A 15,814-nucleotide genomic window follows, 5' to 3' on the forward strand; every position below is an offset into this window, starting at 1 on the left:
TATTGCAATTTCAGTTCTTTCTAATTTTATTAAAATTATTTTAAAATTATATTGACAAATAAGTATTTGGGTGTTATTATTAAGTCAATCCAAAAGAAAAGAAGTTCCTGACGAGAAAGGGAATTTCAAAAAGATATTTTTTTAATCTGTTACATAGTTTCATATATACTCGCCAAGAGTATAAGATGAAGAACCAGATCAGAAAAGGGTAACAAGAATAATTGTTATTTGAAGGTTAGAAAGTTTTAAAAAAGCAACTATACATTTTGGTTATGAGCGTTTTGTAAGTGGAGTGTGTAGAGAACAATTTTTTAAATTGATAATTTATAATAATAAGAGAAAATTGATATCTGACTTCTGAACAGAAAAAAGTATAAGAGAAAAAGAATATCCGGATAAAATTTTGGAACGAGAACGAAAGGAAGGAGGCTTTGACCGTTGGATATTTCATCATCTAAAACTCAATATGTTAATGGTATGGCAAATGTAAATTCCTGTGAGATGAGCCTTAACCATAGATTATAATCCGGTAAGAGAAAAGTTAATGATAAAAAAGGTCGGAGTAGTAGATAAACCGGAAGCGATTATAAGATATAAAAAGATTCAGCATTTGTTGACATATTGAAGTAAATACCACAGTAATTCAAGATCAGAAAATGTGTAAAGAAACATTCATTGATAAGTAAATTTAACAGTGACGAGAAAGCTGATAAATACCAAAATTGGATTACCTGATTATATAAAATAACGAACGATCAGAATTGATCAAAATCGATTCATATGATTTCATTTTTATAAATTTTATAAAATCTGAATATCATATGAAATGCTCAAAGAACTTACAGGAATAAGAATTACTTAATTCCTCCGATATAAAAATAAAAATTACAATTGAATATTCCGAGACAGCCATTCAAAAGATGGCTGTCTCCTTTTTTTCTGTTACCAGCTCCCAATTTGTGAATTTTTTGTAATATTTTTTTAACATTTCTGAAAAATATCAGCCGTAATTTTTGACATTGACAACGCTCTATGATACACTTAGTAAGTAAAATTATAAGACTTTTGTTTTCCGTTTCTGGTACAAAAGTCAGACTTACTGAGGAAAAGTAAAATAATTAATAATAATCATATGAGGTGAGAAACGTTGGATAAATATGAATATCGCGCAAAGACAGAGCAGATGCTTGCGTATGCCGAACAGAAGTCTTACCAGAAAGCGATGTCGATTGCAGATACGATCGACTGGCGTAAAGTAAAAAATACCGCCATGCTCTCTACCGTAAGCGAAATCTATGAAAATGCGGGGGAACTTGGTAAAGCACGTGATACCTTATTTATTGCGTATGATAAAGCACCTTCCAGCAGAAAGGTTGTATACCGCCTGGGAATTATTTCTCTGAAGCTGGGACATTTCGATGAAGCAGCTGATTGCTACGAAGAATTTGTCAAGCTTGCTCCGAAAGATCCAAACCAGTACATTCTCCGGTATAAGATCTTAAAAGCACAGAAAGCGCCAGTCAAAGAACAGATTGAAGCTCTTGAAGATTTCAAGCATTCTGAATACGTTGAAAAATGGGCATATGAACTTGCCAGATTATACGCTGAAGCTGGTATGACTTCCGAATGTCTTGATGAATGTGATGATCTGATTCTCTGGTTCAGCGAAGGTACTTATGTATACCAGGCAATGGAACTTAAAATGAAATACAAACCGCTGACTCCACTTCAGCAGGAAAAATACGATCATCGAAATGATGGTATCGGCCGTAAGGATTCTTCCAAGAGAAAACCTTCCTTCCGAAAATCCAAAGAACGTCCGGCACCGAATCCACGAATTGCAGACAAGGTCCGCAAAGATGTACATGTCACAGACAGTATTGATCTTCCGGATCTTCCAGAGCCAATGGCCCGGACACATGCTTCCGAACCAGAAGCTGAGTCACAGCCAAAAACCCGGATTCGAAGCACTTCCGATATTTCCACAACCATTTCCGGTGCTTCCCTTTCAGATGCCCTGAAAGCCGGTGTTGCCGTTGCAAGTGGTGCAGTTGCTCCTGAATCTGCTTCAGACGATTCACAGATGACCGGTAAGATGAAGATTGAAGAAATTCTTGCCAACTGGGAAGCAACCCAGCGTGAAAATGCAAAGATTCTTGAAAAGAGCCAGGAGGAAGCTGAGAAAGAAAAAGCCCTGCGCGAGAAGAAGAAAGAAGAAGAAGAGGAAGTTCTTGGAGCTACAAAACCAATCCTTTCTGATGATATCCGCAAACTGATGGAACAGCTTGAAAATGGTGAAGAGCCTGAAATCACCGATGAAGATGCTGAAGATTTCGTTGATGATGAAGAGGATGAAGCGCCTGAAAGCCCGGAAGATTCATCCAAAGAAGCTTCAGACACTGACGAGGAAGATCCGGAAGAAAATGATTTTGAAGAAATCGTTGACTCCGAAGAAGATGATGAATCGGATGCGGTTTACGATGAAGAAGCTGAATACGAGGATGAGGATGATTCCGAGTATGACGATGACGAGGAATACGAGGATGAAGACGATTCCGAGTATGACGATGACGAGGAATACGAGGATGAAGATGATTCCGAGTATGACGACGACAAGAAATACGAGGATGAAGATGATTCCGAGTATGATGACGAGGAAGAATACGAAGATGAGGATGATTCCGAGTATGATGACGACGAGGAATACGAGGATGAAGATGATTCCGAGTATGACGACGACGAGGAATACGAGGATGAAGATGATTCCGAGTATGATGACGACGAGGAATACGAAGATGAGGATGATTCCAAGTATGATGACGACGAGGAATACGAAGATGAAGACGATTCCGAGTATGACGATGACGAGGAATACGAAGATGAAGACGATTCCGAATATGACGATGACGAGGAATACGAAGATGAAGATGATTCCGAGTATGACGACGACGAGGAATACGAGGATGAAGATGATTCCGAGTATGACGATGACGAAGAATACGAGGATGAAGACGAAGATGACTACCAGATCGATGATGAATTAGATGAAGATCATAAAGAGGATTTTGATTTTGAAAAAGAATCTGCTCTCGATATCGATGATCATGATTCTGACGAGGATGATGGTGATTTTGCAGACCTTGATTCCTTTGAAGATGAAGAAGAATTAGATAGCAGTGATGATTATCTTGATCTTGAATTTGACGAGAAACCGGCTCCTGAGCCAAAGAAAGAAACTTCAAAATCAGAGCCAACTCCGGATATTGACGAAGTTCTTGAAATCGAAGAACCGTCAGAAGATGAAATCACCGAACGCATGGGTAAATTCGATACCGGATTCGTTGTACAGGGTCGTTACGATCTGAGTGCAACAAGTGAGATCGGACTGAAGCTTGGACTTACTGAAGAGCAGAAGCAGCTGTTCTCTTACTTTGTACCGATCCGTGGTGTCAGTGAACAGCTTGTTGAAATCCTTGATAACGACAAACGTTGCCGTAACCGTTATGGAACTTCCCGCACAGGCAACATCCTGATCCTTGGCCGCAAGGGAAGCGGAAAAACAGTCCTCGCAGTTGATATTGTAAAAGCAATCCAGAAACAGCGCAGACTCAAACAGGGTAAAGTTGCAATCGTAACCGGTGATTCTCTGAACAAAAAGGACATCGGAAGTATCATCGATAAGCTGAACGGTGGCGCACTGATCATCGAAAAAGCTTCCAAGATGAATGACAGAACCATCCGTGAACTGAATGATATGATGGATGAACAGACCGGCGAACTTCTCTTCCTTCTGGAAGACCAGAAGAAACCGCTGGAAAGAATGTTTGCATCCCATCGCGAATTCAAACGTAAATTTACTTCCAGACTGGAGCTTCCGGTATTCATCAATGATGAACTGGTTACATTCGGTCAGACCTATGCTAAGGAAAACGGATACCGTATCGATGAAATGGGAATCCTTGCATTATACAGCCGGATCGATATGATGCAGAGAGAAGATCATGCGGTTACTGTTGCAGAAGTAAAAGAGATCATGGATGAAGCAATTTCACATTCCCAGAAAGCAAATGTAAAACATCTTGTGAAACGGGTATTTGGAAGAAGCACTGATAATTCAGACCACATCATCCTGAAAGAAGATGATTTTAAATCATAAGATTTCTACAAAGAACGCGCTTCCGGCGCGTTCTTTTGTATATGCAGACCAAACCGATAACTATAAACAAAGAGTTTTAGACATCTTACATAAGAAGTGTATAAGTTGTCCAAAACTCTTTCTTTTTATCGCTATTTCTAGTATAATATTCCTAAATATCTTTGATAGAAGGTGAATGGGATGGCAGTAAAAAAAACAACAGCACAACAGACCAACACGACCCACAAGACGGCCGTAAAAAAATCTACTGTAAAAAAACCGGCAGCTGCTAAAACTGCTGCTAAAAAGTCTACAGCTAAAAAGTCTGTAAAAACTGTAACAAAAGATAAACCCGCTGATTACAGAATCGGCGAATTAGATCAATATTTATTCGGACAGGGAACCCATTATGAAATCTATAAAAAAATGGGTGCACATTTTGTAAAAGATGGCAAAAAATCCGGCGTATATTTCGCAGTATGGGCTCCACATGCCAGATCAGTTTCCGTAATCGGTGAATTCAACGGCTGGAGTGAAGATGCAAACGTTATGAAGCGTCAGGAACCGCTTGGAATCTATACCGCATTTGTTCCGGAAGCACAGCTCGGACAGCTTTACAAGTACTGTATCGAGACACAGACCGGAGATAAGCTTTACAAAGCTGATCCATTTGCGAACAGTGCAGAGTTGAGACCGGGAACTGCCTCAAGGATTGCTGATATCTCCCATTTAAAATGGAGTGACAGTGTCTGGATGAAGCACCGGGCAGAATGGGATTTCCATTCCTCACCGATTTCCATTTATGAAGCACATATCGGTTCCTGGATGCGCCATCCGGGACGTGAAGATGAGGGGTTCTACAGCTACCGTGAATTTGCGCATGCAGCTACAGACTACATAAAAAAGATGGGGTATACTCATATCGAATTGATGGGAATTTCAGAATACCCATTTGACGGCTCCTGGGGATATCAGGTGACCGGATATTATGCTCCGACCTCCCGTTATGGTACGCCGGAAGATTTCGCATATATGATCAATTATTTCCATAAGAATAAGATTGGCGTAATCCTTGACTGGGTACCGGCACATTTTCCACGCGATGCACACGGACTCGCTGATTTTGACGGCACAGCTACCTTTGAATATGCAGATCCTAAGAAAGGGGAACATCCGGACTGGGGAACCAAGATCTTCGATTATGGTAAAGCAGAAGTTAAGAACTTCCTGATCGCCAACGCACTGTTCTGGATCGAACATTATCACATCGATGGTCTCCGCGTAGATGCTGTTGCTTCCATGCTGTATCTTGATTACGGTAAAGAAGACGGTCAGTGGATCGCCAACAAATACGGCAGCAATGAGAATCTGGAAGCAATCGAATTTTTCAAGCATCTGAATTCCGTTACTACCGGACGTAACCCTGGCGCACTGATGATCGCAGAAGAATCCACCGCATGGCCAAAAGTAACAGGCAAACCGGAAGATGATGGTCTTGGATTCAGCCTGAAGTGGAACATGGGATGGATGCATGACTTTACCGAATACATGAAGCTGGATCCATATTTCCGCAAAGGCGACCACTACGGTATGACATTTGCCTTAACCTATGCATACAGCGAGAATTATATTCTTGTATTATCACATGATGAAGTGGTACATCTAAAATGTTCTATGCTCAATAAGATGCCTGGTCTTGGATTTGAGAAATTCGCCAACCTGAAGGTCGGTTATGCTTTCATGATGGGACATCCTGGAAAGAAACTTCTCTTCATGGGACAGGATTTCGGACAGCTCCGCGAGTGGAGCGAGGCGCGCGAGCTTGACTGGTATCTCCTTGCAGAGCCGGAGCATCAGGCACTCCAGAATTTCTACCGTGACCTGCTGCATCTTTACACACACAACAAAGCCATGTATGAACAGGATACCTGCATGGAAGGCTTTGAGTGGGTCAATGCAGATGACAGCTCACGAAGTATTTACAGCTTCATCCGTCATTCAAAGGGCGCAAAAAAGAACCTTTTATTCGTATGTAACTTCACACCGATCGAACGACCGGAGTACCGTGTCGGCGTACCGCGCGGCAAACAGTACCGCCTGGTACTGAACAGTGATGAATTGCAGTATGGCGGAAGCGGAAAAGCCCGCCCGGCAGTATATAAAGCAAAGAAACAGGAATGTGATGGAAGACCATATTCATTTGGTTACGATCTTCCGCCATACGGTGTTGCTGTATTCGAATTTTAACATAGCAAGTCAATGCAATCTGCGCAAAATATTCATCATACGAATAATTGATTCCACCAATTATTTTCTTAACATTTCCCGGATTCGTTCTTCCAGAGTTTCTTCTGGAAGAACTCCGGTTGTATATCCACAGATTTTTCCATCTCTGTACACCACAAACGTCGGTACGATCTCAATGCCTATATACTCTGCAATCTCTTTCGATATATCAATATCAATCTTATAAAAAATCCATTTTCCCTGATACCGGCTGGCAATCCTTTCCACAACAGGATACATCATTCCGCACTTTGGACACCATGATGCGTAAAACTCCACAATTACCGGCATCCTCTGCTTTCCGACTGTATTTTCATAATCCTTCGTGATCAATGCGATACCCATACACTTTCCTCATTTCTGCCATCTCAGGCTATGTAAAAAGGACTGGATTAGTGGCATCCACATTTCGGGTTTAAGATTTTATAGACTTCCTGAAAAGAATTTCTGAAACAGATCAGCTTTTTATTAAATCTTGGATTCTTATAGCAAAACCCCCGCATACAATTCTGAAAATGATGCTTTTTCCGCATATCTGTTCCTTCCTGATTTCCTCTTTCTACAATATATGCAAAAAGACAGCCGATGTGCGGATTGCTCCGTATCTGCTGTCTCTTATATTGCCAGGAATCATCTTACGCACTCAGCGCCTTTATGATCTGCCTGTTGCATTTTATTCAATTGTCTTACTGGCGCATTGCGATCAGTTTATGGATCGGATGTCCCTGCCCGGAAAATTTCTCCTCGTACTCAGTCATAACATTCCCTCTGCTGAGTGTCGGATCATTGTGAAGATCATAGGTCTTCGCCAGAAGTACCCAGCCTGCCAACTCCACCTGCTCCAGTGAAAAGTCAAACAGCTCTCTGTTGTCTGTCTTAAATTCAACGACTCCGTCAAAGGCAAGGATCTTGTCATACCGCTCAAAAAACTGCTTGGAAGTAAGTCTGCGCTTTGCATGACGTGCTTTCGGCCACGGATCTGAAAAATTCAGATAAATCTTGTCAATTTCTCCGACAGCAAAAACCTCCGGCAGATTTGTCGCATCCATACAGATAAAACGAATATTGTTGACATCCTTGTATTCCTCGTCATTGTCAAAGCGTTCCAGCGCCCGAAGCAGTACGCTTGAATAACGTTCGATACCGATATAGTTGATGGATGGATTCTCCTTTGCAAGCGTCAGAAGAAACTGTCCTTTTCCCATCCCGATCTCAATATGGATCGGATTCTCCGGATTCTGAAAAGTCTCTTTCCAGGTGCCGCGATATCTGGTCTCATTTTTAATTACAAGGGGATGAGCTGTCAGATAAGCATCTGCTCCTGGTACATTTCTTAACCTCATATATCTTTCTCTTCCTTTAGTGAAAATATGTATAACCTTATTTATTTTATACTATTCTGAAATATTTGAAAACCCAAAAATACATTTTATAAGTTTTGTATAAAATATTCTTATGATATTCTCTTATTATTTAGTAGATTTTTCTAATTTAAAGTAGTAGAATATGTATGCATTATTAAAAATGTATAAATAATTTCTAAGAAAGGAGTCGGACAATGGATCATATTGTTAAAAAGCTCTCCGAAATCGAACACGCAGCCGAAGCTGTTGTGGAACACGCGGAACTGGAGAAATCAGAACTGGAAGAACGCATTCAAAATGAACGCAATCAATTCGACAAACAACTTGAAGATCACACCCAAAAGGAGCTGAACGATATCCACAAAGGATTAAACCGTCAGATGGATGAGATTCTTGCAAGGCAGAACCGCAAGAACCAGACAGCGATCGAAGAACTTAAAAAAGATTTTGAAGAAAAGCATACGGCATATGCCGAGAAAATTGTCAGACGTATCATAGAGGGATAGCATATGGGAAATTTACTTGCATACAGTGGCATCGTAACAAAAGTACGCGCCATGCAGGCGAAACTGCTCACTGATGAAGATTTCCAGAACATCGCCGCATTTCATACAGTAACCGAAGTTGCTGCTTATCTCAAGGAACATCCCGGATATCGGAATGTCCTTGCAGATATGGACGAAAACCGTCTTCACCGCGGTGAGATCGAGAAGCTTCTTGTGCAGTCACTTTACAGTGATTATACACGCCTGTACCGTTTTTCCGGAATGGATCAGAAAAAATTCCTGGAGCTTTATCTGAAGCGCTACGAGATGAATCTGATCAACTATTGTCTGCGTATTGTATTCAACCACTATCAGAAGCCTTTTGATCTGGATCATAAGAAAATATTCTTCGACAAATATTCGGATCTCTCCATCGATAAACTGATCACTTCGGGGAATATCGGTGAGCTGGTGGAAAATTTAAAGGGCACAGAATACTATGCACCGTTAAAACGTCTGGAAAATGCGGAGAACCCTACCCTTTTTGATTACGATCTGGCACTGAATCTGTACTATTTTACAACCATGTGGAAGAAACGCAAAAAGATTCTGAAGCATAAGGAACTGGAAATTTTCACCAGAGATGCCGGAGCAAAGATCGACCTGCTGAATCTGCAGTGGATCTACCGTGCTAAAAAATATTACAACATGCTTCCGCCGGATATTTCCACACTGCTGATCCCGGTACACTACCGGATTCATGTAGATCAGCTGAAGGATCTTGTAGAAGCACCGTCTGTCGATGAATTTTTAAAGCTGGTTACCAGAACGCCTTATCTGCGTCACACGGATACTCAGACACCAGCGTCCATCGAAACGATTTACAAAGACTGCCTGTACCGTCTCTACCTGGCAGACAGAAGAAGTAACCCTTATTCCATCGCAACCGTGAATACCTATCTTTTTCTGAAAGAGGAGGAGCTTGATAAGCTTACAACTGTGCTCGAATGTGTTCGCTACGGACTTCCTGCACGTGAGACATTAACTTATATAGGAGGAACAGCGAAATGATTGTTAAGATGAAGTTCCTGAGCATTACCGGACCACGCGCCGACATCGACCGCATGACAAACCGGTATCTTTCCAAATATGAGATGCAGCTTGAAAATGCACTCACGGAGCTCAAGACAGTAGATAATCTGATGCCATTTCTGGAAATGAACCCTTACCGTGATCCACTCGCAAAAGTGACACAGTTTCTGGGATATATGAAAGACATGCCAGCAGAGCCATCCTTTGATCAGAGCGAAGACGAGATCCTTGAGATGATTCGTTCTATCAATCATGACTACATGGATCTGCAGCAGCAAAAAGAAGAACTGAAAAAAAAGAGAGAGAATATCCAGGCACGTATGAAAGTCCTGGAACCTTTTACTTCTCTGGATTTTGACCTGCATGAGATCATGCAGTACAAATACATCCGCACAAGATTTGGAAAAATCAATGTGGATTATTATCACCGGCTGGAAAAAGCGCTTCTTGAAGATATTGATGCATTATTTCTGGAAGGCTCCAGAGATGCCTCTTATGTCTATGGCGTTTATTTTGTATCGGATGCTGATGCAGGAAAGGTCGATTCGATCATGCGGTCTCTCCACTTTGAAAAAGTCGATCTGCTGGAAGACTTTGGCGGAACCCCGCTGGAAGCTTACCGGAGCCTGGATAAAGAAGTCCAGAATCTGACCGATGAAATCCAGGCAGTGAAGGATAAACGTCAGGAGATGTTCCGCAAGAACGCTTCCAGACTACTCGGTGCAAGAATTCAGCTGGAACGTTTTTCCGATAACTTTGATATTCGGAAATTTGCGGCACGAACCGAGACAGACGAGCAGGAAGAATACTACATCCTCTGCGGCTGGATGTCCGAAGAAGATGCAAATGCATTTATCAAAGAGGCACAGGGAGATGACAAGGTTTATATCGTAGTAGAAGAGGACCGGGAACAGTATTTTGGAGAACCTCCTACCAAGCTTGAGAATCCAAAGCTTTTCAAACCATTTGAAATGTTCATCAAGATGTACGGACTTCCCAAGAGCGGTGAGATGGATCCGACCATTTTTGTAGGTATCATGTACAGCTTTATCTTCGGCGCCATGTTCGGGGATATCGGTCAGGGGCTGCTGCTCTTTATCGGCGGTGCGATCCTGTATTTCACAAAGAAAATGAACCTTGCCGGAATCGTATCACTTGCCGGAATCTTCTCCACCTTCTTTGGATTTATGTTTGGAAGTGTGTTTGGATTTGAAGACATTATAGAAGCCAAATGGATCCGACCAATCAATCATATGACCACCTTACCGTTTATCGGAAAGCTGAATACTGTATTTATCGTATCGATTGCTTTTGGTATGGGAATCATCCTGATTTCTATGATTTTCCATATTATCAACGGCATCCGTGCCAAAGATACCGAAGCAACCTGGTTTGATGCAAACGGCGTGGCAGGGCTGATATTCTACGGGGCAGCAGTTACCTGCATCGTTCTTTTCATGACAGGTCACTCTCTGCCGGGTGGAATCGTTCTTGCAGTGATGTTCGGAGTACCGCTTCTTCTGATCGCACTGAAAGAGCCGCTGACGAACAAGATCAAAAAGAAAACCGAAAAAATGGAACAAAGCAAAGCAATGTTTGTCACCCAGGCATTCTTTGAATTATTTGAAACCCTGCTCAGCTATTTTTCAAATACGCTTTCCTTTATCCGTATCGGTGCATTCGCAGTCAGCCACGCTTCCATCATGGAGGTTGTACTGATGCTTGCCGGTGCCGAAAGCGGGCATATTAACTGGGTAGTGATCGTACTCGGCAACCTGTTTGTATGTGGATTCGAAGGACTGATCGTTGGAATCCAGGTCCTGAGACTTGTCTATTACGAGATGTTCAGCCGTTTCTACAAAGGCAGCGGCCGCGAATTTAAACCTTATACAGGTACTGCAAAAAATTAGTTTTTCATTTTAGGAGGAAATTATCATGACTTTAGCAACTAAACTTATTCTCATTGCCGCACTGGTTTTAAGCATTTTCATTCCATTCGGATATTACCTGCTCGGAGAAAAAAATAAAGGACGTTATAAATGTGCACTTGCCTTCAATGTTCTTTCTTACTTTGGAACCTTCCTTGTAGCAGGGATCATGCTCTTTGGAAGTGTACCGGTACATGCGGCAGACGCCGCTGCCTCAGGCGCAGGCCTTGCAACCGGTCTTGGTTACATTGCAGCAGCTCTTGTTACCGGTCTTTCCTGCATCGGTGGCGGTATTGCCGTAGCAAGTGCAGCAAGCGCAGCTCTTGGAGCTATCAGCGAGGATTCCAGCGTCCTTGGTAAATCCCTTATCTTCGTAGGTCTTGCAGAAGGTGTATGCCTGTACGGTCTTATCATCTCCTTCATGATCATCAGCCGACTGTAATCATGAAAATGTATCTGATCAGTGACAACGTGGATACTTATACCGGAATGCGGCTTGCCGGCGTGGACGGTGTCGTAGTTCATGAAAAGCAGGAGCTGCGTGATGCGCTGGAAACTGCCATGAACGACAAGTCGATCGGTATCATTCTTCTGACGGAACGCTTTGGAAGAGAATTTCCGGATCTCATCGATGAGATCAAGTTAAAAAGAAAGATGCCTCTTCTGATCGAAATTCCGGACAGACACGGAACAGGACGTAAAAAGGATTTCATTACCTCATACGTCAATGAAGCGATTGGACTGAAACTTTAACTAGAAAGGCATAGAAGGTGAGACAATGACGCTTGAAGAGAAAATAGCGCATTTACAGGAAACGGTCATGACTGAAGCCCGTTCTGAAGGAAATGCGATCATTGACAATCACAAAAAAGCGCTTGAATCTTTATTTGAAAAGCATAAAAAAGAAGCGACCGCACAGTCTGAGGTCCGTATCAAATCCGAAACCTTAAGAGCCAGAAGACAGGTAAATCAAGCTGCGGCAAAAGCCGAAACCGAACTGAAACGTGCTCTTGGCAAAACACAAAATGAATTAAAAGTCAGGCTGTTTGATGAAGTAAAGGAACTTCTTTCTGACTTTACAAAAACAGACGAATATCTGGACTATCTCTGCAGCAAAATCCGCGAAGCCGCACGCTTTGCAGATGGCGAGGAGATGACCATTTATATTTCTCCTTCTGATAAGGAGAAACAGACAGAACTGGAAAAACGTACCGGCATGACGATCACCATCAGTGAATATGATTTTATGGGCGGTATGCGTGCTGTAATCCGAGGCCGTAATATTCTGATCGATCACAGCTTCCAGGCTGCAGTCGATCACGAATATCATCAGTTCAGTTTTGCAGCAGGAGGTGCAGGAATTGAATAAGACAGCAACTATTTATGGAATAAACGGTCCGGTCATCTATCTGAAGGGTGACACCGGATTCATGATGTCGGAAATGGTCTATGTGGGAAAGGAAAAGCTGGTTGGCGAAGTCATTTCCCTGGACAAAGACATCACGACTGTTCAGGTCTATGAAGAAACTTCCGGGCTGAAACCGGGAGAAATCGTGGAGGCTTCCGGAAGCCCGGTATCTGTAACTCTGGCACCTGGAATCCTGAACAATATTTTTGACGGAATCGAACGCCCGCTTGAGCAGATCGCAAATGTAGGCGGCGGTGCATTTATCACCCGCGGCGTCAGCGTTGATTCGCTTGACCGCGACAAATTATGGGATACCCACGTCACCGTGGCCAAAGGAGATTATCTTCATGGCGGAGATATTATAGCGGAGGTTCCGGAGACCAGTGCGATCGTACACAAATGTATGGTTCCGCCGGATGTGGAAGGTGAAGTAATCTGCTGCGCGTCGGACGGAGAATACCGAATCGAAGATACACTTGTCACTCTGCGGCTTTCCGACGGAACAGAAAAACAGCTCAACATGATACAGCACTGGCCGATCCGCAAGGCGCGCCCGACAAGCTACCGTTTCCCGGCAAGTGTCCCTCTGATCACCGGACAGCGTATCCTGGATACCATGTTCCCGATCGCAAAGGGTGGAACTGCAGCAATCCCAGGCGGATTCGGTACCGGAAAAACCATGACCCAGCACCAGATCGCCAAATGGTCTGACGCCGATATCATCATCTACATCGGCTGTGGCGAGCGTGGAAATGAAATGACACAGGTGCTGGAAGAGTTTTCAGAACTTGTGGACCCAAAGAGCGGCAATCCTCTGATGGACAGAACCACTCTGATCGCCAATACCTCCAACATGCCGGTAGCTGCCCGTGAAGCAAGTATTTATACCGGACTTACCCTGGCTGAATATTACCGTGACATGGGCTATGACGTAGCGATCATGGCCGACTCTACTTCCCGCTGGGCAGAAGCCTTACGTGAGCTTTCCGGCCGTCTGGAAGAGATGCCGGCAGAAGAAGGTTTCCCGGCTTACCTTGCCAGCCGTCTGTCTGCTTTCTACGAGCGCGCAGGCATGATGCATAACTTAAATGGCAGTGACGGATCCGTGACCATTATCGGCGCCGTATCGCCTCAGGGAGGCGATTTCTCCGAGCCGGTCACACAGAACACCAAACGTTTCGTCCGCTGCTTCTGGGGTCTGGACAAGAGCCTTGCCTACGCAAGACATTTTCCGGCGATCCACTGGCTGACCAGCTACAGCGAGTATCTGACCGATCTCGCCGCCTGGTACCACGACAATGTATCACCCAAATTCGTTGACTACCGCAACCGCATCATGGCACTTCTGAACCAGGAGAGCAGCCTGATGGAAATCGTAAAGCTGATCGGAAGTGATGTACTTCCGGACGATCAGAAACTGGTTCTGGAAATTGCAAGAGTCATCCGTCTCGGATTTTTGCAGCAGAATGCATTTCACAAGGATGATACCTGTGTCTCTCTGCAGAAGCAGTACAAAATGATGGAAATCATTTTATATTTATACAAACGCTGCCGCGAACTGGTAGCCATGAATATGCCAATGTCTGTCCTCAAGGAGGAAAATATTTTTGAACGTGTCATTGCGATCAAATACAATGTTCCAAATGACAATCTTCAGCTTCTTGACCAGTATCTGGCAGACATTGATGCTTTCCATGACCGCATCATGGAAAAGAACGCGTAAGGAGGGAAAACAAAATGGCAATTGAATATTTAGGCCTCAGCAGCATTAACGGCCCTCTGATCGCGCTGGAAGGCGTTCAGGATGCTTTTTATGATGAAATCGTAGATTTTGTCGTAAACGGCAAAGAACACAAAATGGGACGTATTGTGGAGGTCTACAAGGACAAAGCAATCATCCAGGTATTTGAAGGCACGGAAAATATGTCTCTTAACAATACCCACACCAGACTTACCGGACATCCGATGGAAATCGGTCTGTCCGAAGAAATGCTTGGAAGAACCTTTAACGGAATCGGCGAACCGATCGACGACCTTGGACCGATCACGGTTGAAGAGGTGCGCGATGTCAACGGACTTCCGTTAAATCCGGTCAGACGTGAATACCCTCGTAACTATATCCGCACCGGAATTTCTGCGATTGACGGACTGACCACACTGATCCGTGGACAGAAGCTGCCGATCTTTTCCGGCAACGGTCTTCCGCACGACCAGCTTGCCGCACAGATCGTAAAGCAGGCTTCTCTGGGCGGCAGCACGAATGAGGATTTCGCCATCGTATTCGCCGCAATGGGTGTCAAGCATGACGTAGCTGATTTCTTCCGCAGAACCTTTGAGGAGAGCGGTGTTGCAAACCATGTGGCAATGTTCCTGAACCTTGCCAACGATCCTGTCGTCGAGCGTCTGATCACCCCGAAGGTTGCGCTGACCGCCGCTGAATACCTTGCATTTGAAAAAAATATGCACATTCTGGTCATTCTTACCGATATGACTTCCTTTGCCGAAGCCATGCGTGAGGTTTCTTCTTCCAAAGGAGAAATCCCAAGCCGTAAAGGATATCCGGGATATCTGTACAGTGAACTTGCCACCTTATATGAACGTGCAGGAATCGTAGAAGGAGTAAATGGTTCTGTCACACAGCTCCCGATCCTGACCATGCCAAATGATGACATTACCCACCCGATCCCTGACCTGACCGGTTATATCACCGAAGGACAGATCGTACTTGACCGGAATCTTCACGGACAGGCAATCTACCCGCCGATCAGCGTTCTTCCGTCCCTGTCCCGTCTGATGAAAGACGGTATCGGAAAAGGATATACCCGGGAAGACCACCAGGACCTGGCAAACCAGCTTTTCTCTGCATATGCTAAAGTAGGAGAGGCTCGGAATCTTGCTTCCGTTATCGGAGAAGATGAGCTTTCTCCGATTGACAAGAAATACCTGGAATTCGGAAAGGCATTCGAGGAGCGTTATATCGGCCAGGGACCGAATGAAAACCGTACCATCGAGGAAACCCTGGATCTTGGCTGGGAACTGCTTAGAATCCTTCCAAAAGAAGAACTTGACCGTGTCGATACCAAGATTCTTGACGTATACTACAAAGGCTAAGGAGG

General features: G+C 43.7%; 12 protein-coding genes. 10 read left to right on the forward strand and 2 right to left on the reverse strand.

The window, feature by feature from the left end:
* The first annotated feature begins 1,147 nt into the window (after positions 1 to 1,147).
* Positions 1,148 to 4,156, forward strand: coding sequence for a tetratricopeptide repeat protein (locus PGQ33_RS11975; RefSeq protein WP_270205808.1), 3,009 nt, complete (start codon positions 1,148 to 1,150; stop codon positions 4,154 to 4,156).
* Positions 4,157 to 4,336: 180 nt separating this feature from the next.
* Positions 4,337 to 6,382, forward strand: coding sequence for a 1,4-alpha-glucan branching protein GlgB (glgB, locus tag PGQ33_RS11980; protein WP_270205809.1), 2,046 nt, complete (start codon positions 4,337 to 4,339; stop codon positions 6,380 to 6,382).
* A 60-nt stretch (positions 6,383 to 6,442) separates the two neighbouring features.
* On the opposite strand, the gene PGQ33_RS11985 is transcribed toward glgB, so the two are convergent.
* The gene (locus PGQ33_RS11985; protein ID WP_008371132.1) at positions 6,443 to 6,766 is read right to left on the reverse strand and encodes a thioredoxin family protein; all 324 of its coding nucleotides are present in this window, start codon (positions 6,764 to 6,766) and stop codon (positions 6,443 to 6,445) included.
* 341 nt (positions 6,767 to 7,107) lie between these two features.
* Complete coding sequence (gene trmB / locus PGQ33_RS11990) at positions 7,108 to 7,764, reverse strand: tRNA (guanosine(46)-N7)-methyltransferase TrmB (RefSeq protein WP_008371128.1); 657 nt, start codon at positions 7,762 to 7,764, stop codon at positions 7,108 to 7,110.
* A 215-nt stretch (positions 7,765 to 7,979) separates the two neighbouring features.
* Here trmB and PGQ33_RS11995 point away from each other — a divergent pair, with 215 nt between their 5' ends.
* The 8 genes from PGQ33_RS11995 to PGQ33_RS12030 are packed head-to-tail and all read left to right on the forward strand — an operon-like array spanning position 7,980 to position 15,809.
* On the forward strand, positions 7,980 to 8,291 hold the full coding sequence (locus tag PGQ33_RS11995) for a hypothetical protein (protein ID WP_008371126.1): 312 nt from the start codon (positions 7,980 to 7,982) through the stop codon (positions 8,289 to 8,291).
* 3 nt (positions 8,292 to 8,294) lie between these two features.
* The gene (locus PGQ33_RS12000; RefSeq protein WP_117835888.1) at positions 8,295 to 9,341 is read left to right on the forward strand and encodes a V0D/AC39 family V-type ATPase subunit; all 1,047 of its coding nucleotides are present in this window, start codon (positions 8,295 to 8,297) and stop codon (positions 9,339 to 9,341) included.
* Positions 9,338 to 11,272 carry a V-type ATP synthase subunit I gene (locus tag PGQ33_RS12005; RefSeq protein WP_270205810.1) on the forward strand — a complete coding sequence of 645 codons (1,935 nt, stop codon included), beginning with the start codon at positions 9,338 to 9,340 and terminating at the stop codon, positions 11,270 to 11,272. The genes PGQ33_RS12000 and PGQ33_RS12005 overlap by 4 nt, the downstream gene beginning before the upstream one ends.
* 25 nt (positions 11,273 to 11,297) lie before the next feature.
* On the forward strand, positions 11,298 to 11,732 hold the full coding sequence (locus PGQ33_RS12010) for an ATP synthase subunit C (RefSeq protein ID WP_008371120.1): 435 nt from the start codon (positions 11,298 to 11,300) through the stop codon (positions 11,730 to 11,732).
* A gap of 2 nt (positions 11,733 to 11,734) precedes the next feature.
* Complete coding sequence (locus PGQ33_RS12015) at positions 11,735 to 12,043, forward strand: V-type ATP synthase subunit F (RefSeq protein ID WP_008371119.1); 309 nt, start codon at positions 11,735 to 11,737, stop codon at positions 12,041 to 12,043.
* 25 nt (positions 12,044 to 12,068) lie between these two features.
* Entirely contained in the window at positions 12,069 to 12,659 is a 591-nt protein-coding gene (locus PGQ33_RS12020) for a V-type ATP synthase subunit E (RefSeq protein ID WP_117558124.1), read from the forward strand.
* Positions 12,652 to 14,421 carry a V-type ATP synthase subunit A gene (locus PGQ33_RS12025; protein ID WP_270205811.1) on the forward strand — a complete coding sequence of 590 codons (1,770 nt, stop codon included), beginning with the start codon at positions 12,652 to 12,654 and terminating at the stop codon, positions 14,419 to 14,421. The genes PGQ33_RS12020 and PGQ33_RS12025 overlap by 8 nt, the downstream gene beginning before the upstream one ends.
* Before the next feature lie 14 nt (positions 14,422 to 14,435).
* On the forward strand, positions 14,436 to 15,809 hold the full coding sequence (locus PGQ33_RS12030; protein ID WP_008371111.1) for a V-type ATP synthase subunit B: 1,374 nt from the start codon (positions 14,436 to 14,438) through the stop codon (positions 15,807 to 15,809).
* Positions 15,810 to 15,814 lie beyond the last annotated feature (5 nt).

Source organism: Coprococcus sp. AM100_B19A, from assembly GCF_027662015.1.
GTDB lineage: Bacteria > Bacillota > Clostridia > Lachnospirales > Lachnospiraceae > Allocoprococcus > Allocoprococcus comes.

Excerpts from the sequence above, each read along its gene's own strand:
- PGQ33_RS12000 (WP_117835888.1), top strand. The coding sequence starts at position 8,295 with ATGGGAAATTTACTTGCATACAGTGGCATCGTAACAAAAGTACGCGCC.
- PGQ33_RS11995 (WP_008371126.1), top strand. The coding sequence starts at position 7,980 with ATGGATCATATTGTTAAAAAGCTCTCCGAAATCGAACACGCAGCCGAA.
- PGQ33_RS12030 (WP_008371111.1), top strand. The coding sequence starts at position 14,436 with ATGGCAATTGAATATTTAGGCCTCAGCAGCATTAACGGCCCTCTGATC.
- PGQ33_RS11985 (WP_008371132.1), bottom strand. The coding sequence starts at position 6,766 with ATGGGTATCGCATTGATCACGAAGGATTATGAAAATACAGTCGGAAAG.
- PGQ33_RS12020 (WP_117558124.1), top strand. The coding sequence starts at position 12,069 with ATGACGCTTGAAGAGAAAATAGCGCATTTACAGGAAACGGTCATGACT.
- PGQ33_RS12005 (WP_270205810.1), top strand. The coding sequence starts at position 9,338 with ATGATTGTTAAGATGAAGTTCCTGAGCATTACCGGACCACGCGCCGAC.
- trmB (WP_008371128.1), bottom strand. The coding sequence starts at position 7,764 with ATGAGGTTAAGAAATGTACCAGGAGCAGATGCTTATCTGACAGCTCAT.
- PGQ33_RS12010 (WP_008371120.1), top strand. The coding sequence starts at position 11,298 with ATGACTTTAGCAACTAAACTTATTCTCATTGCCGCACTGGTTTTAAGC.
- PGQ33_RS12015 (WP_008371119.1), top strand. The coding sequence starts at position 11,735 with ATGAAAATGTATCTGATCAGTGACAACGTGGATACTTATACCGGAATG.
- glgB (WP_270205809.1), top strand. The coding sequence starts at position 4,337 with ATGGCAGTAAAAAAAACAACAGCACAACAGACCAACACGACCCACAAG.